Genomic DNA, 17,549 nt, shown 5'->3' with positions numbered 1-17,549 from the left:
AGCCAGGTCAGAAGGGACGGAATTCGTCGTACTCCTGCTGGGCGGAATCCTTGCGCTGGGCGTCCTTGTCCTTGCGGCGCTGCGCGGCCGGACGCGGGGCTTCCATGCGGTGGTCCTCGCCGCGGCGGCCGAGCATCTCGGCGCCGGCCATCATCGACGGCTCCCAGTCGAAGACGACCGCGTCCTCTTCGGAGCCGATGGCGACGCCGTCGCCGGCGCGGGCGCCGACCTTCAGCAGCTGGTCCTCGACGCCCAGGCGGTTGAGGCGGTCGGCCAGGTAGCCCACGGCCTCGTCGTTGTTGAAGTCGGTCTGGCGGACCCAGCGCTCCGGCTTCTCGCCGCGCACCCGGTACACGCCCTCGGCCTCGTCGAAGGTGACGGTGAAGCCGGTCTCGTCGACGGCCTTCGGGCGGATGACGATGCGGGTCGCCTCCTGCTTCGGCTTGCGGGCGCGCGCCTTCGCGACGACCTCCGCGAGGAAGTAGGACAGCTCCTTCAGGCCGGTGCGGGCGACCGCGGACACCTCGAAGACCTTGTAGCCGCGCGCCTCCAGGTCGGGGCGGATCATGTCGGCGAGGTCCTGGCCGTCCGGGATGTCGACCTTGTTGAGGACGACGAGGCGCGGCCGGGTCTCCAGGCCGCCGCCGTACTGCGTGAGCTCCTCCTCGATGACGTCGAGGTCGGAGACGGGGTCGCGGTCGGACTCCAGGGTGGCGGTGTCCAGGACGTGCACGAGGACCGAGCAGCGCTCGACGTGCCGCAGGAACTCCAGGCCGAGGCCCTTGCCCTGGCTGGCGCCCGGGATCAGGCCGGGGACGTCGGCGATCGTGTACACGGTCGAGCCGGCGGTGACGACGCCCAGGTTCGGGACGAGCGTGGTGAAGGGGTAGTCCGCAATCTTCGGCTTGGCGGCGGAGAGCACCGAGATCAGCGAGGACTTGCCGGCGCTGGGGAAGCCGACGAGGGCCACGTCGGCGACGGTCTTGAGCTCCAGCACGATGTCGCCGGTGGCGCCGGGGACACCGAGGAGCGCGAAGCCGGGCGCCTTGCGGCGGGCGGAGGCGAGCGCCGCGTTGCCGAGGCCGCCGCGACCGCCCTCGGCGGCGACGTAGGTGGTGCCCTGGCCGACGAGGTCGGCGAGGACGTTGCCCTGCTTGTCGAGGACGACGGTGCCGTCCGGGACCGGCAGGACGAGGTCCTGGCCGTCCTTGCCGGAGCGGTTGCCGCCCTCGCCGGGCTTGCCGTTGGTGGCCTTGCGGTGCGGGCTGTGGTGGTAGTCCAGCAGGGTGGTGACCGACTGGTCGACGACCAGGATCACGTCGCCGCCGCGTCCGCCGTTGCCGCCGTCGGGACCGCCGAGCGGCTTGAACTTCTCCCGGTGCACGGAGGCGCAGCCGTGGCCTCCGTTACCCGCGGCGACGTGCAGCTCGACGCGGTCCACGAAGGTGGTCATGGGTGTTCCTCCAGATACAGACGGGATGTCCCGGACAGACCTTGCTGTCCATTAAACGTGTCTACGTACAAACGCGCCGAGGGCGGACCTCTCTTCCCGGCATGGCGCCGGGAAGAGCTGGGATCCGCCCTCGGGACTTACGAACGCTTGATCAGCAGAAGCTGGATCAGGCGGCCGGAACGATGTTCACGACCTTGCGGCCACGGTGCGTGCCGAACTGCACGGCACCGGCCTGCAGCGCGAACAGCGTGTCGTCGCCACCACGGCCGACACCGGCGCCCGGGTGGAAGTGCGTGCCGCGCTGGCGGACGAGGATCTCACCAGCGGAAACGACCTGACCGCCGAAGCGCTTCACGCCGAGCCGCTGGGCATTGGAATCGCGACCGTTCCGGGTGGACGATGCGCCCTTCTTGTGTGCCATTGCTCAGTCCCTCTTTACTTCGCGGCCGACGGGATGGACGTGACCTTGATCGCCGTGTACTGCTGACGGTGACCCTGGCGACGGCGGTAGCCGGTCTTGTTCTTGTAGCGCAGGATGTCGATCTTGGCACCCTTGGTGTGGTCCACGACCTCGGCCTGGACCTTGATGCCCGCCAGGACCCACGGGTCGCTGGTCACGGCGTCGCCGTCGACCACGAGCAGGGTCGAGAGCTCGACCGTGTCGCCAGCCTTGGCAGTGGAAATCTTGTCAACCTCAACGATGTCGCCGACAGCAACCTTGTGCTGGCGGCCACCGCTGCGCACGATGGCGTACACGCGGATCTCTCTCTCGCTCGCAATGGAAGCCCCTGAAGCCAGCCGTTCCCCGCAGAACGCGATACGGCCTCCCCCGTGCCGCTCGCGGCCCGGGAGGTGAGGTGCTCAGTGGCTGGCGTGCACGTAGACACGCCGACGGTCAAGGTTACGGGGCCGGGTTTACGAGGTCAAACCGGGCCGTGCAGGCCCCGCGGGCGCCTCACGCGGTCGCGGTCCACTCACTGCCCCTCCCCCTCCGGGTCCGACACACCGGAGGTCCCGCCGGGCCGACCCACCGTCCACGTCCCGCTGTCGAAGCCCTCGACGAGGTACCGGCAGCCGGAGAAGTCGTCCTGCGCGAACCGCTGCGGGTCCGCGTCGGCAACCGCGTCGACCGCCACCAGCAGCACGTCGTTCACGTCCCACTGCACTGCGGCGAACGCCCGCGCCTCCGCCCAGGTCATGGGGATCCCGGTCGGCGAGGCCAGGACCAGCCCGCGGAAGTCTTCGGAGTCGAGGCCGCCGGGGACCTCGCCGATGCCGTCCCAGTCGAGCAGGAGCCACGTCCAGGTGTTGTCCGGGACGCGGGTGAGCACCTCGGCCAGGCCGATCTTCCGGCGCTTCCCGTCCCACATGCGGAACCGTTCCATGCCTACTGCGCCCCCCTTCGTTTCCTGCATGCGGATACGGGACCGCCCCGGCCCCCGTGCGGGGGTCGGGGCGGTCCCGATGACGCGGACGGATCAGGCGTCGGCGTCCGTGGCGGGCTCCGCCGCGGCGGCCTTCTTGGTCGCCTTCTTGGCCGTCGTCTTCTTCGCCGTCGTCTTCTTGGCGACGGCCTTCTTGGCCGTCGTCGTCTTCTTCGCGGCGGCCTTCTTCGCCGGGGCCTTCTTGGCCGCCGTCTTGCGGGCCGTCTTCTTGGCCGGGGCGACCTCCTCGGACGGAGCCTCCGCCTCGGTCTCGGACACCGCTGCCGGCTCCGCCTCGGCCGGGGCCGCCTCGACCACGACGACCGCAGCCTCCGCGCCCGCCGGAGATCCGGCCGGAGCGGTGGCCTTGCGGGTGGCGCGGCGCCGCGGACGGGCCGGAGCGGCCTCCACCGCCGGAGCCTCGGCGACCGGGGCCTCGGCAGCCGGGGCCTCGGCCTCGGCGACCTCCGCCGCGGGGGCCTCGACCGGCGCGGCCTCGACGGTCTCGACGGCCTCGGCAACCGGCTCGGGCTGCTGCTCCGGCTCGACCACGACGGCCGGCTCCGGCTCCACCGCCGGGGCGGTCGCCTTACGGGTGGCGCGGCGGCGCGTACGGCCCTTCGGCGCCGCAACCTCGGCCGCCGGAACGGGGGCGGCCTCGACCGTCTCCGCCGCGGCCACCGCCTCGGCGAGGGCCTCGGCAGCCGGCTCCAGCACCGTGTCGGCGGGCTCGGTGACCGGCTCGGCCTCGACCACCGGGGCCGGGGCCGCGGCCTCGACCGGGACGGCCTCCACCACGCGAGCGGCTGCGGCACGCGGGGCGCCCGCCGCAGCGGTCGCCTTGCGGGTGGCGCGGCGGCGGTTGCGGCGGCCGCTGATGCCGGCCGCGGCCTCCGCCTCGGCCGCGCTGCTGTACAGCTCCTCGTCCGGGGCGAACGCCGGCTCGGGCAGCGCCACCGGCGCGGCGAGCTCGGCGGCCACCTCGGCCTCGGTCTCCACCTCGGCACCCGCCTCGGGCGCCTCGGTCGCGGCGACCTCGACGGCCTCGACCTCGTGCTCGTGGCCGCGGCCGCCGCGGCGCTTGGCCCGCTTGCCGCCGTTGCCGGCCGTGGTGGCCGTGTCCATGTGCACGAGCACACCGCGCCCGTTGCAGTGGACGCAGGTCTCGGAGAAGGACTCCAGCAGGCCCTGGCCGACCCGCTTGCGGGTCATCTGGACCAGGCCCAGCGAGGTCACCTCGGCGACCTGGTGCTTCGTACGGTCACGGCCCAGGCACTCCAGCATCCGCCGCAGGACCAGGTCGCGGTTGGACTCCAGGACCATGTCGATGAAGTCGATGACGACGATGCCACCCAGGTCGCGCAGCCGCAGCTGGCGCACGATCTCCTCGGCCGCCTCCAGGTTGTTCCTGGTGACGGTCTCCTCCAGGTTGCCGCCCTGGCCGGTGAACTTGCCGGTGTTGACGTCGATGACGACCATCGCCTCGGTCTTGTCGATCACGAGGGAGCCGCCGGAGGGCAGCCACACCTTGCGGTCGAGCGCCTTGGCGAGCTGCTCGTCGATGCGGTACGTCGCGAAGACGTCGACCTCGGAGGTCCAGCGCTGCAGCCGGTCGGCCAGGTCCGGGGCCACGTGCGAGACGTAGCCGTGGATGGTCTCCCAGGCGCTGTCACCGCTGACGATGACCTTGGAGAAGTCCTCGTTGAAGATGTCGCGCACGACGCGGACGGTCATGTCCGGCTCGCCGTACAGCAGGCTCGGCGACGAGGTCGTGATCTGCTTCGACTTCTTCTGGATGTCCTCCCACTGCGCCTGCAGACGCTCGACGTCGCGGCGCAGCTCCTCCTCGCTCGCGCCCTCGGCGGCGGTGCGCACGATGACGCCCGCGTCCTCGGGGACGATCTTCTTGAGGATGCTCTTCAGGCGCGCGCGCTCGGTGTCGGGCAGCTTGCGGCTGATGCCGGTCATCGAGCCCTCGGGCACGTAGACCAGGTAGCGGCCGGGCAGCGAGACCTGCGAGGTCAGGCGGGCGCCCTTGTGGCCGATCGGGTCCTTGGTGACCTGGACGAGCACGGACTGGCCGGACTTCAGGGCGGACTCGATGCGGCGCGGCCCGTTGGCCAGGCCGAGCGCCTCGAAGTTGACCTCGCCGGCGTACAGGACCGCGTTGCGGCCCTTGCCGATGTCGATGAACGCGGCCTCCATGGACGGCAGCACGTTCTGGACCTTGCCCAGGTAGACGTTGCCGACGTACGAGGTGGCCTCTTCCTTGTTGACGTAGTGCTCGACGAGCACGTTGTCCTCGAGGACGCCGATCTGGGTGCGCTCGCCGGCCTGGCGGACGACCATCACGCGCTCGACGGCCTCACGGCGGGCCAGGAACTCGGCCTCGGTGATGATCGGCACGCGGCGGCGGCCCTGCTCGCGGCCCTCGCGGCGGCGCTGCTTCTTCGCCTCGAGGCGGGTCGAGCCCTTGATGGACTGCACCTCGTCGGTGGACTCGGCCTTCTCCCGGGCCGGGCGGGGCTCGCGGACCTTGACGACCGTGCGCACGCCGTCCTCTTCGGTGGCCTCGGTCTCCACGACCGCGTCACCGGAGCGGCGGCGACGGCGACGGCGACGACGGCTGGAGCTGGTGCCGAGGGCACCGGCCTCATCGGCCTCCGACTCGTCCTCGTCCTCTTCCTCCTCCGCCTCGGCGGCTTCGGCCTCTTCCTCGGCGGTCTCGTCGAGGTCGGCGGCCTCACCGCGGCGGCGGCGACGGCCACCACGGCGGCGGCGGCGCGAGGGGCGCTCGCCGGACTCGTCGGCCTCTTCCTCGTCGAAGTCGGCGGCCTCGGCCTCCGGCTCCTCCTCGGCGAGCTCCGCGGCCGGCGCCTGCGGCGCGGCCTCTTCGAAGTCGGCGGCCTCACCGCGGCGGCGGCGACGGCGACGGCCGGCCGGCCGCTCGGCGGGAGCCTGGACGGCCTCGGCCTCGACCTCGGCGGCGAGCTCCTCCTCTTCCTCGGCCTCCTCCTCGGCCAGGGCCTCGGCGCGGGCGGCCGCAGCGGCGAGGGCGGCGGTCTCCGGGGTCTGGAACATCGGCTCGGTGAAGACCGGGGCCTGGAACACGGGCACGGCGGGACGCGTGACGCGGCGGCCGCGGGCCGGGGCGGCGGGCTCTTCGGCCTCGGCCCGGGCCTCCGGCTCGGCGTGGGCGGCCGGCGCGGCGGCGCGGGTGGCCCGGCGGCGGCCGCGCTTCGGGGCGTCGACGGCGTCGGCGACGGTGAAGGTGGCGGTGGTGGCGGCCTTGGAAGCCTTGGGGGCGGCCTCCTCCTCGGCCACGGCCTCGGCGGCCGGGGTCTCGGCGGCAGCCGGGGTCTCGGCAGCCGGGGCGGACGCGGCACGGGTGGCGCGACGGCGGGTACGCGGCGCAGGAGCAGCGGGCTCCTCAGCGGCCGGAGCCTCAACCGGAGCGGCCTCGACAGCCGCGGGGACCTCGGCGGCCGGAGTCTCACCAGCCGCGGTCTCGGCAGCCGGGGCCGAGACGACACGGGTGGCGCGACGGCGGGTACGGGGCGCAGGAGCAGCGGGCTCCTCGGTAACCGGAACCTCAACCGCAGCGGCCTCGACGATCGCCGGGACCTCGGCGGCGGCTTCGGCCACCGGGGCGGAGACGGCACGGGTGGCACGGCGGCGGGTACGCGGCGCAGGAGCAGCGGGCTCCTCCGCGACCGGAACCTCAACGGCAGCAGCCTCCGCAGCGGCGGCTTCGGCCACCGGGGCGGAGACGGCACGGGTGGCACGGCGGCGGGTACGCGGCGCAGGAGCAGCGGGCTCCTCCGCGGCCGGAGCGGGCTCCGCAGCGGGGGCCTCCGCGGCGGCCGGGGCGACGGCCTCGGCCGGAACCTCGGCGGTGGGGGCGGAGACGGTGCGCGTCACACGGCGGCGCGGCCGGGCGGGGGCAGCGCTCGGGGCGGCTTCCGCAGCGGGAGCGGCGGCCGGAGCGGCCTCGGCGGGAACCTCGGCGGTGGCCTCGACGGCGGTCGCGCCGGGCGGACCGGCCGGACGTGACGCGGCACGGCGACGCCTGCGCGGAGGCAGGTTGTCGCTCGGGCTGCCGTTGTCGACGCCGCCGGTGGTGTTCTTGTTGTCGTTGTCGAGCATGCGGGCGGTTCTCCCGTCACGCTCCCGGGCGCCGCGGCTGACATCCGGTCCGGCACGGCTCCGCACGATCAGCGCGGAACCGGCCTCCGGGGCGCGTTCGCCACACGGGAGCTGTAGTCCATGGCCGCCGGTTCCGTACGCCTTGTCCGTACGGCCTGGCGGAAGTCTTCAGGTGGGTGCGCTGCCCGACCCAGGTGGCTCCCGAGTGCCAGGGCGGCGCGGCAACGGCGTTCCCTACGCGGCGGGACCTTCCGGCGCCTTCGCGTCGGCGGTCACGGCGGCCGTGGGTGAAGCGGCCGTGTCAGCCTCGCGGTCGGGCGCGAGCGGGTCGGTCACCGTGCCGGACTCCTCGTCGAAGAGCCCCTGCGCCAGCCTGGTCACCGCTGCGGGGACCGGCGGCGCCAGGTCGGCCACAGCTCGGAGACCGGACAGGACGTCGTCGGGTCGTACGGCAGGTGTCAGATGCCGAACAACCAGCCGCAGTATCGCACAGGCATTGTCCACCGGCCTATCAGCGGGGACCGGAAGGACCTCAATGGTCGCAACGGCCCCTCGGGTGTCGAAGGTGCGCATGCCGTTCTTGGTGCGGCGCTGCACCTCGACCGTGTCGGCGGCGAGGTAGGTCTCGACCGCGCGGGCGGCCTCGGCGGCGTCCACGCCGTCCAGTCGCAGCTCCCACACGGAGGCGGTGAGCCGGTCCGCGAGCCCGGAGGTGCGGGCCTCGACGGCGTCGATGATGTCGAGGCCGACCGGCATCGACTCGTCGAGCAGCTCACGGAGCTTCTCCGGGTCGCGGTGCTCGGTGAGCCCGATCTCCAGGTACTCGGCCTCGCTGCCGGTGCCGGTCGGGGCGGCGTTCGCGTACGAGACACGGGGGTGCGGGGTGAAGCCGGCCGAGTAGGCCATGGGCACCTCGGCGCGGCGCAGGGCGCGCTCGAAAGCGCGCTGGAAGTCCCGGTGGCTGGTGAACCGGAGGCGGCCGCGCTTGGTGTAGCGCAGTCGGATGCGCTGTGCCACCGGTGCGGGGGGCGGGCCTTCGGGCTGTCGCTTGCCCAGTGGTTCTTCTCCTTGTGCGGGGCGGCGCGGCTCGCGCGCAGCCCTGAGGTCCGGTGAGCCTGCGGGCGGTGCCGTGCCCTCCGGCTCACCCCTGCCGGGTGTGCAGGGAGCGCTCGGGGGCGGGCACGCGGCCCAGGCTGTCGTACTACCCAGAGTACGCGCCCGTGACCTCGCCGGTTCCCGGGCCGGTCACCCGAGGAGGGCTCGCCGCACCTCGGCGCGGACCTGCCGTACGGTCGCCCGGACCGTACGGCCGACGTCCCGCAGGACGTGCCCGACGGGGGTGAGGACGTACTGGTGGACCCGGGCGCAGGGCCACACGATCAGGACCCGCCACACCAGCGCGATCCCCCGCCCCACCGCCTTCACGATCCGCCCGGCCACATGCCAGGCCCAGAGGAAGAGCCGCCCGACCGGCGCGAGCAGGTACGCGTACACCCCGCGCCCCAGCCAGACGAACGCGGCGCCGACGGGAACGAACACCCACCTCCACACCGCCGCCCCGGTCCAGGCGACGCCCCGCCCCACCGGCACGAACACCCACCTCCACACCGCTGTCACGGTCCACACCACGGCCCGCCCCAACGGCAGCAGCAGCCACTGGTACGCGGCCCGGCCCAGCCATACGAGGCCCAGCCCGACCGGCCTGAGCAGGTACCGGTACACGGCGGTGACCAGCCATGCCGCGCCCAGGCCCACGGGCCGCAGCAGCCACCGGTACGCCACCGCGGCCAACCACCCCAGGCCGTGCCCGACCGGCACGAGCAGGTACGCGTACGCGCCCCGCGCCAGCCACGCCACCCCCTGTCCGACGGGCCGGAGCAGGTACCGCCACAACCCCACCCACGGCCAGACGAAGACCAGCTTGAACAGGACGGTCAGCACCCACCCGATTCCGCGCAGCAGTGGTTCGAGGACGTGGGTCCACAGCGGCCCGAGGACGTGCCGGCGCACGGACCGCCCGAACGCGGCGAGCAGGTCCCAGACCACCCGTACCGGGAGCACGATCAACACCGCGACCACCTTGGCGGGGACCCGCAGCACTCCCACGAGGCAGCCGTCGCCCTGCCCGGAGGGCCGTTCGTCGAGTTCCATGCAGGTAAGGACACGTGAAAGCCCCCCGCCGTTGCACCGGCGGGGGGCTTTCACGTACGGGCTGCTCCGGGCTACTTGACGACCGTCAGCGGCAGCAGCTTCTTGCCGGTGGGGCCGATCTGGATGTGCGTGTCCAGCTGGGGACAGATGGACACAGGGCCACATCCATACATACGCTCCGGCCCATGAAGACGTATGCCGTCGAGACGGAGTGGACTGCCTCAGACCTGGCCCTCTTGGAGGACCTGAAGAAGGCAGAGGCACTACTCCCTGCGGACGCTCCGCGCGCCCTGCTGTCCATCCGCCTGTCCGTTCTTACAGAGGACACGACGTCACCGGTACGGCAGGAGCTGGACCTCCGCCTCCTGGCCAGAGAGAAGGGGTGTCGCGTCGTCGGCATCGCCTCTGATCTCAACGTGTCGGCGACGAAGGTTCCGCCGTGGAAGCGGAAGGAGCTGGGCGAGTGGCTCAACAACCGGGCCCCGGAGTTCGATGTCCTGCTCTTCTGGAAGCTCGACAGGTTCATCCGCCGCATGTCGGATCTCTCGACCATGATCGAGTGGTGCGAGCGGTACGGGAAGAACCTCGTGTCGAAGAACGACAGCATCGACCTCGAATCGACCGTCGGCCGGATGATGGTCACGCTCATCGGTGGTATCGCCGAGATCGAGGCGGCGAACACGTCGACACGGGTCGCGTCGCTGTGGGACTACACGCGGACCCAGGACGCGTGGTTCGTCGGCAAGCCTGCGTACGGCTTCGTCACCACGAAGGCGAACGGCAAGCCGTCCCTTGTCATCGATCCGAACGCACACAAGGCGCTGCACTGGGCTCGCCGCATGGCCCTTCGGGGAGTGTCTGCCCGGCGCATGGCTCTCTGTCTCGTCCGCTCCGGACTCATGTCCCCAGGGCTCACTACGTCGACCCTCCTCCGGCGCCTCCGTAACCCGGCGCTCATGGGTTACCGAGTAGAGGAGAACAAGAACAAGGGTGTCCGCCGTTCGAAGCTGATACTCGGACACGACGGCAAGCCGATCAAGGTAGCCGAGCCGATCTTCACCAAGGAGGAGTACGAAGATCTCCAGGAGGCCATCGACAGGCGGGGCAAGAACCAGCCCCATCGCCAGACGCACGGCGCGACGCAGTTCCTGGGAGTCCTCACCTGTGCCGACTGCACGTCGAACATGGTCGTGCACGTCACGACCAACAAGTTCGGCCAGTACCGGTACCTCCGGTGCCAGAAGTGCAAGAGCGGCGGACTCGGCGCACCCGACCCACAGGGTGTGTACGACGTACTCGTCAATGACGTACTGCGAGTCCTCGGCGACTTCCCCGTACAGGTTCGGGAGTACGCGCAGGGGGCGGAGGCTCGGGCCGAGGTGAAGCGACTCGAAGAGGCCATCGCCTATTACATGGCGGGGCTTGAGCCAGGAGGCCGCTACACCAAGACGCGGTTCACTCAGGAGCAGGCGGAGAAGACACTCGACAAGCTGACCGACGAACTGAGCGCGATCGACCCCGAGACCACGCAGGACCGCTGGACGCTCGTCCACAACGGGAAGACGTTCCGCGAAGTGTGGGAGTCCGGCGGCATGGAAGCCATGGCCGAGGATCTGCGCCGCGTCGGCGTCACGTGCGAGGTGACTCGGACCAAGGTCAAGGGCGTGCGCGCTCCCTCCGTGCACCTGCGGCTGAAAATCCCTCGCGACGTGCAAGAGCGTCTCGTCATCAAGAGCGACGAGTTCGCCGCCAAGCTCTGACGGACCCATGCCCCTGCCTCGTCTCACCTGCCGCGAGACAAGCGGGGGCTCGGTCGATCAGGTTGACGACCGAACAACCTGCCGTGTAAGAAGATCCCCCGCTCCTTCGAGGAGCGGACACCGTAGCTCCCGCCGTGTGACGGCGGTAAAGCTGGCCACTCCGTGAGAGGCCGCCATCCAGAGGGCTGGCAGGGGAAGCAGGAGAGCACCCCGAGCGCGAACGGTACGCGCGACTTCCACTCACTCGCCGAGGCGTAGCCACGTGCTGCCCTGGGCCACCGCCAGGAGGTCGCACCCCTTGATCATCACGAGCGAAATCATCTGGACCTGTGAGGCGTGCGCATCGCCCCTCATCGACGGACAGGCGCACGCCTGTGGCACCACCAACACCCCTGCCTGAACCAGCCCTGCTCATCCTGACCGCCCCACAGACAGAAGGGAGGCACATGCGCCCGCCATCCCGGCGGGGGTCATCGGCGCACGCTGCGCCACACAGGAAGCAGGGAGGTAGGCAACCCCTTGGGTGCCATCAAGGACATGGGGCGACAGCTCCACCAGATCGAGCGTGTCCCCTACGAGGACGCGTTTCTCATCGGTGATCTCCTCACCACCCGGACCACCATCCTGTCCGGGGAACCGAAGGCCGGTAAGACCCTGCTCAGCGCGGGCATGGGTACAGCTCTACTCAACGGTGAGCCGACGTTCCTCGGGCAACCCGTGCTCCGGAAGCTTGATCACATCGTGTTCGGCTTGACCGACGACGGCGCGCCGGAGGAACTGAAGGAGCGGCTGCACGGGGCCGTGCCCGACGATGCGGTGACCATCTTCCCGGTCGAGGACCCTGGCGACCCCCGTTACTGGGCGGGCATCGCTACGGACCTGGCGGAGATGCGGCCGGGGCTGTTCGTCCTGGACAACGTCATCGGCGCACTCGCCCCGGGCGAGGACATCTCGTCCCCCGTCACGGCGCAGCGCATCATGCGGAGCGTGCGCCCGATCAGTGAGGCAGGCATCCCAACCCTGTTGGTTACGCACACCCCGAAGGGGGCGGCGGAGGGGATGAACGTCGCCTCCTCCCCGATCGGCGGACGCGCCATCGCTGCCGGTGCCCGTGGGCTGATCACGCTACGGAACTCCGGCAAGCACGGACGGCGCATCCAGACCGCGAGCAACCGGGCCAGGGAAGACCTGGACATCGCCGTCAGCGTGCGGCCCGCCGGCTCGCACAGCGAGGTATCCGTCTGGAAGCGGGCAGAGCCCGGACTCAAGCTCGTCAGTCTGCCGAAGGCAAAGCCGTGGGACGAAGACCTCGTTGCCCGCGTGGTCGAGGAGCAGCCGGAGGAGACGACGTACAAGGCTGTCGCGCAGCGGTACGCGCCCATCGTCGGGAGGAAGTGGGAGACGGTACGGCCGAAGCTCAGCGACGCCCTTGCACGCGAGGGCGGGCGCTGGGTGAGGAAGCCTGCCGACACAGCATCCCGGCATGACGTTCGAGGCGTAGACGCGAAAGGAGCGGGTCCGCTGGTACAGCGGGACAGTCTGCTCATGGATGCGCCGCATCCCGTCGCGATGGATCTGCCGCCACTCGACGTACATCGACTCTGCGTTTCGGGACGCAGCGATCAGATCGGCCGCGTGATCGTCAGCCCCGCAGGCAGCGCACCAGGCACGGATGTCAGCGTCCGAGGGTGGTGTCTTCCCCCGCGCGATCCGGGATGACTTCGGCTTGTGCCAGCCGCACCGAGCGGCCAGCTCATGCCCTGACAGGCCAGCGTCTTGCATGAGGCCCTGCAAGCGGGCAGCCACAGCGGCTCGTGCCGCTTGGGCGCTGGAGAGTGGAGAAGAAGGCATGAGCTGACCGGTAAGGAATCAGACGGCGTACTTCTCGTGCGGGATGGCTCGCTCCCACACCGCTTCGAACGCCGACGCGCACAGATCAACTGCGGCAGGGTCTTCCGTCTGGTCCGTGTGGACCCACCGGCCGACGCCATCGAAGACGTTGAACTGGACAAGGCGGCCGTCGAACAACCAGAAGTCGTTGCCCGGCAGGGCAAGGCCCGAGGCGTTGCGACGGGGCAGCCAACGGATCTGCTCCCCGGCAGCCACGTTCGTGAAGGTGCCCGAGTGCTCGAAGGCGATGTAATCACTGACGGGCTCCGAGACGATGCGGGCACGTCGGATGACAACACCGTTGGCCGTGACCTCCTGAACGAGGTCGAGCCACGGACGCCACCACGAACCCCGGTCCTCCGGGTCGAGTCGGCGCCCTTGCTTCCACGCGGCGAAGCCTTCGATCTCGTTCTCAACGCCGTACGTGTCGCGCATCTCAAGATGCACGGCTGACTCCTGCACTGACCTGATGAGGTCAGAGAAGTCAGTCAGACTCTGCGACACGGAGCGCCTCCCTGAGAAGCGGGATCATCCGCTTCGGAACCCTGATCACCGACTCATGCCCGGGGATCGGCACATCCCGCGAGCTCTCGCCCGTGGTCCGCTCGTCTGCCGTCCACCCCTGGATCACAAGATCCTTCGACTCCTGGTCCACCCACACAGCGGGTGATCCGTGATCTCCGGACTCGGGATCTTTACCGACGAACCGTAAGGCCATGGTGTCCCTCCCTGTCGAGCGCGTTGCGCCTGGTTGCACGACCTTCACTCTGTCGGAACCTGCGGGTCAAGAGGGCATGTTCACCCCGATCCGACCCGATGCTGTTCATCGGCGCCACGCAGAAGGCGCCCGGACCTTTACGGCCCGGACGCCTCTTTTCAGCTACACCCACTCGACCGCCGAGACGATGCCCGGATCTTGCCGAGGAGCAGGGAGCGGCGTGCGCCGCACAGGGCGGGAAGCCTGCTCGCGCTCCTTCGTCCCGAGTCCTCGAAGGATCTCGGTACGCTCCGCCTCGCTCATGCCAGCGAGCGTCTCAGCCATCCTCTGGACGGCACCGCCGCTGGTCACGGCTACTTCTTGACCTCAAGCGGGAGCAGCTTCTTACCGGTCGGTCCTACTTGTGGCCATGTGTCGAACTGAGGGCAGACGCCGCAGTCGAAGCACGGGGTCCAGCGGCAGTCGTCGACCTCGGTCTCGTCGAGGGCGTCCTGCCAGTCCTCCCAGAGCCAGTCCTTGTCCAGGCCGGAGTCCAGGTGGTCCCAGGGCAGGACCTCCTCGTACGTGCGCTCGCGCGTCGTGTACCAGTCGACGTCCACGCCGTGCGCGGCGAGGGCCTTGTCGGCGCTCTGCATCCAGCGGTCGTAGCTGAAGTGCTCGCGCCAGCCGTCGAAGCGGCCGCCGTCCTCGTACACGGCGCGGATGACGTCGCCGACGCGGCGGTCGCCGCGGGAGAGGAGTCCCTCGACGATGCCCGGCTTGCCGTCGTGGTAGCGGAAGCCGATGGAGCGGCCGTACTTCTTGTCGCCGCGGATCTTGTCGCGGAGCTTGGCCAGGCGGGCGTCGGTCTCCTCGGCCGACAGCTGCGGCGCCCACTGGAACGGGGTGTGCGGCTTGGGTACGAAGCCGCCGATGGACACCGTGCAGCGGATGTCGTTCTGGCCGGAGACCTCGCGGCCCTTGGCGATGACGTTGACGGCCATGTCGCCGATCTGGAGCACGTCCTCGTCGGTCTCGGTCGGCAGGCCGCACATGAAGTACAGCTTCACCTGGCGCCAGCCGTTGCCGTAGGCGGTGGCGACGGTGCGGATCAGGTCCTCTTCCGAGACCATCTTGTTGATGACCTTGCGCATGCGCTCGGAGCCGCCCTCGGGGGCGAAGGTCAGGCCGGAGCGGCGCCCGTTGCGGGTGAGCTCGTTGGCCAGGTCCACGTTGAACGCGTCGACGCGGGTCGACGGGAGGGACAGGCCCACCTTGTCGTCCTCGTAGCGGTCCGCGAGGCCCTTGGCGATGTCGGCGATCTCGGTGTGGTCCGCGGAGGACAGCGACAGCAGGCCGACCTCCTCGAAGCCGGTCGCCTTCAGACCGCGGTCGACCATCTCGCCGATGCCGGTGATGCTTCGCTCCCGCACGGGGCGCGTGATCATGCCGGCCTGGCAGAAACGGCAGCCGCGGGTGCAGCCGCGGAAGATCTCGACGGACATCCGCTCGTGCACCGTCTCGGCGAGCGGGACGAGCGGCTGCTTGGGGTACGGCCACTCGTCGAGGTCCATGACGGTGTGCTTGGAGACCCGCCACGGCACGCCCGACCGGTTCGGCACGACACGCCCGATGCGACCGTCGGGCAGGTACTCCACGTCGTAGAAGCCCGGGACGTAGACGCCGCCGGTCTTGGCGAGGCGCAGGAGCAGCTCCTCGCGGCCGCCGGGGCGCCCCTCGGCCTTCCAGGCGCGGATGATCTCGGTGATGTCGAGGACGGCCTGCTCGCCGTCGCCGATGACCGCGCAGTCGATGAACTCCGCGATCGGCTCGGGGTTGAAGGCCGCGTGGCCGCCCGCGAGGACGATCGGGTGGTCGACGGTGCGGTTGCGGGCCTCCAGCGGGATGCCCGCGAGGTCCAGCGCCGTGAGCATGTTGGTGTAGCCCAGCTCCGTGGAGAAGGACAGGCCGAACACGTCGAAGGCACCGACGGGGCGGTGGCTGTCGACGGTGAACTGCGGCACCTTGTGCTCGCGCATGAGCTCTTCGAGGTCGGGCCAGACGCTGTAGGTGCGCTCGGCCAGGACGCCCTCGCGCTCGTTCAGTACCTCGTAGAGGATCATGACGCCCTGGTTGGGCAGCCCGACCTCGTACGCGTCCGGGTACATGAGCGCCCAGCGGACGTCACAGGAGTCCCACGGCTTGACGGTGGAGTTCAGCTCACCACCGACGTACTGGATGGGCTTCTGCACATGCGGGAGCAGAGCTTCGAGCTGTGGGAAGACCGACTCGGACATCACGCGACTTTCGTGAAGCGGGCAGGGGGCGACTCTCAAGCGTAACCCGAGGCGTCGCCGGTGCCGGACGTCGTGATCCCGGTCTACGGGGCGAGGGCCTCCCGCAGGGCGGGGTCGGAGGCCTTGTCCCAGATCTCCGGAAGTTCCCGTTCGTGTGAGGCGGCGAGGGCCTCCTCGCGGGCGTAGAGCACGCCCCAGCTGAAGGCGGACTCGCCCGCCGCGGCCGCCTGCTCGGCGAGGCCGTGCAGCGCCTCGCGGGCGACGACGCTGTCCTGGTGGTCGCCGAGGAGCGTCTGGACGGACTTCATGGCCTTGGCCTGGCGGTCGGCCGGCTTGCCGAGTGCGGGTGCGGCGGCGTCTGCCGCGTACCGGGCGCGCTTGGCGGCCTTGCGGGCGTCGTGCAGGGCGTGGTCGCGTTCTTCGCCGGGTTCGAGGGTGAAAACGTGCTCGATCCGCCCGGCGAGGCGCTTGTAGTCGCGGAGCACCGCCTTGGGCAGGGCCTTCCCGGCGGGCTTGGCGGCGGCCGGCAGCAGCGGGGGGTCGGCGAGCAGCGCGTCGAGGGCGTCGAGGAGGGCCAGGTGGCGCGGGGAGTCGAGGCAGGCGAGGGCTCGGCGTCGGGAGGCGGCGCGGCGGCCGTTGTTCCAGGTGCGCAGGCGACCGCGGACGGGGCCGAGGCGCAGGGTGCGCGGGAGGTCTTCGAGGCCGGCCTGGAACCGTTCGTGCAGGACTTCCTGGTCACGGTCGACGCCGAGTTCCTGGCCGAGGTGGCGCAGTTCCTCGCCGATGGGGTCGGTGACCTCGCGGTCGAGGATCTTGCGGTAGGTCTTGAAGGCGCTGCGCATCCGGCGGGAGGCGACCCGCATCTGGTGGACGGAGTCGGGCAGGTTGCGGCGTACGGCGGGGTCCTGGGCGACGAGGGCGTCGCGTTGTTCGCGCAGGTACGCGAGGACGTACGCGCCGGCGGTGCCCCCGTCGGGGCCGGGTTGGGGGCGGGGGGCGGGTTCGGTGCCGGTCTCGGCGAGGGCCCGGGCGAGCTTGGAGGGTGCGTCGCTGACGCGGATCCCGGCCTTGCGGAACTTCTTTTCGACGGCGTCGAGGAGGGCGGGGTCGACGCCGTCGGCGAGTTCCACCTCGACCTCGGTCCAGGTGGCGACGGCTCCGGCGGCCTGGGCGGCTCCGATCGCGGCGACCGCTTCGGATGCTTCGGACGCTTCGGACGCCTCGGCCGTGTCTGCGGCTCCGGCGGCCCCGGCGGGCTCGGCCTCGGCGCGGACCCTGTCGGTGGAGAGCTCGGCGAGCAGGGCACCGTCGGCGTCGAGGAGGTGGCTGACCTGCCGCGAGGAGAGCAGCCGGACCTGCGGCCTGAGGCCGCCGTCACGGACGCGGGAGCGGACGAGGGCGGCGAGCGAGCGGGGGACGGTGTCGCTGAGCGGGGCGGCGACCTCGTCGCGGACGCCCGGGGAGACGGGCAGTTTGAGGTGCCAGCCGGCGTCGGCGCCGCCGGTCCGTCGCCTGAGGGTGAGCCCGTCGGCGGCGAGCCGCTGGTCGGGGGTGTCGTAGTAGACGGCGTCGAGGTCGATCGTGCCCTGGTCGGCGACCTCGGCGATCCCGGCGGTGCCGGTCAGGTCGGGGATCCCGCGCCGGGCCGCCTTGCTCGTCTCGAACTCGAACTTGCGCTCAATCTCCCGCTTCGTATCCGCCATGCATCGAACTTAATCCTGAACGAATCAC

General features: G+C 70.9%; 11 protein-coding genes and 2 pseudogenes. 2 read left to right on the top strand and 11 right to left on the bottom strand.

Annotated elements, in window-relative coordinates:
- Window positions 1-7: 7 nt before the first annotated feature.
- From obgE to ACFVGY_RS16480, 7 genes are all read right to left on the bottom strand, one after another.
- Window positions 8-1,453, bottom strand: a complete 1,446-nt coding sequence (obgE, locus tag ACFVGY_RS16510) for a GTPase ObgE (RefSeq protein ID WP_385677161.1) — start codon at window positions 1,451-1,453, stop codon at window positions 8-10.
- 166 nt (window positions 1,454-1,619) lie between these two features.
- Entirely contained in the window at window positions 1,620-1,874 is a 255-nt protein-coding gene (gene rpmA, locus ACFVGY_RS16505; protein ID WP_008738950.1) for a 50S ribosomal protein L27, read from the bottom strand.
- A gap of 14 nt (window positions 1,875-1,888) precedes the next feature.
- The gene (gene rplU / locus ACFVGY_RS16500) at window positions 1,889-2,209 is read right to left on the bottom strand and encodes a 50S ribosomal protein L21 (RefSeq protein WP_114057537.1); all 321 of its coding nucleotides are present in this window, start codon (window positions 2,207-2,209) and stop codon (window positions 1,889-1,891) included.
- Window positions 2,210-2,427: 218 nt separating this feature from the next.
- A complete protein-coding gene (locus tag ACFVGY_RS16495; RefSeq protein ID WP_385677157.1) occupies window positions 2,428-2,838 on the bottom strand; it encodes a hypothetical protein in 411 nt (136 codons plus the stop codon).
- Window positions 2,839-2,931: 93 nt separating this feature from the next.
- Window positions 2,932-7,023: a ribonuclease E/G gene (locus tag ACFVGY_RS16490; RefSeq protein ID WP_385677155.1), complete on the bottom strand. Its 4,092-nt coding sequence runs from the start codon at window positions 7,021-7,023 to the stop codon at window positions 2,932-2,934.
- 234 nt (window positions 7,024-7,257) lie between these two features.
- The gene (locus tag ACFVGY_RS16485; RefSeq protein ID WP_385677152.1) at window positions 7,258-8,040 is read right to left on the bottom strand and encodes a TIGR03936 family radical SAM-associated protein; all 783 of its coding nucleotides are present in this window, start codon (window positions 8,038-8,040) and stop codon (window positions 7,258-7,260) included.
- 228 nt (window positions 8,041-8,268) lie between these two features.
- On the bottom strand, window positions 8,269-9,174 hold the full coding sequence (locus ACFVGY_RS16480; protein WP_385677149.1) for a hypothetical protein: 906 nt from the start codon (window positions 9,172-9,174) through the stop codon (window positions 8,269-8,271).
- 185 nt (window positions 9,175-9,359) lie between these two features.
- Between ACFVGY_RS16480 and ACFVGY_RS16475 the strand changes: the two genes are divergently transcribed.
- Both ACFVGY_RS16475 and ACFVGY_RS16470 read left to right on the top strand, forming a co-directional pair.
- Entirely contained in the window at window positions 9,360-10,934 is a 1,575-nt protein-coding gene (locus tag ACFVGY_RS16475) for a recombinase family protein (protein WP_385677146.1), read from the top strand.
- A 537-nt stretch (window positions 10,935-11,471) separates the two neighbouring features.
- Window positions 11,472-11,972: pseudogene (locus ACFVGY_RS16470) on the top strand (AAA family ATPase); the annotation flags it as partial.
- A gap of 438 nt (window positions 11,973-12,410) precedes the next feature.
- Here ACFVGY_RS16470 and ACFVGY_RS16465 read toward each other — a convergent pair.
- The 4 genes and pseudogenes from ACFVGY_RS16465 to ACFVGY_RS16450 form a co-directional block, all read right to left on the bottom strand.
- Window positions 12,411-12,785, bottom strand: a pseudogene (locus ACFVGY_RS16465) (helix-turn-helix domain-containing protein); the annotation flags it as partial.
- Between the two features lie 18 nt (window positions 12,786-12,803).
- Window positions 12,804-13,328 (bottom strand): DUF6879 family protein, encoded by a 525-nt coding sequence (locus ACFVGY_RS16460; RefSeq protein ID WP_385677143.1) that lies wholly within the window; start codon window positions 13,326-13,328, stop codon window positions 12,804-12,806.
- Window positions 13,329-13,895: 567 nt separating this feature from the next.
- Window positions 13,896-15,821 (bottom strand): TIGR03960 family B12-binding radical SAM protein, encoded by a 1,926-nt coding sequence (locus tag ACFVGY_RS16455; protein WP_385677140.1) that lies wholly within the window; start codon window positions 15,819-15,821, stop codon window positions 13,896-13,898.
- An 80-nt stretch (window positions 15,822-15,901) separates the two neighbouring features.
- Window positions 15,902-17,521 (bottom strand): CHAD domain-containing protein, encoded by a 1,620-nt coding sequence (locus ACFVGY_RS16450; protein WP_385677138.1) that lies wholly within the window; start codon window positions 17,519-17,521, stop codon window positions 15,902-15,904.
- Window positions 17,522-17,549 lie beyond the last annotated feature (28 nt).

The organism is Streptomyces sp. NPDC127106 (assembly GCF_042677605.1).
Lineage (GTDB): Bacteria > Actinomycetota > Actinomycetes > Streptomycetales > Streptomycetaceae > Streptomyces.
The sequence above is the reverse complement of the archived record's forward strand: the minus strand, read 5'-3'. Positions and strand labels throughout refer to the sequence as shown.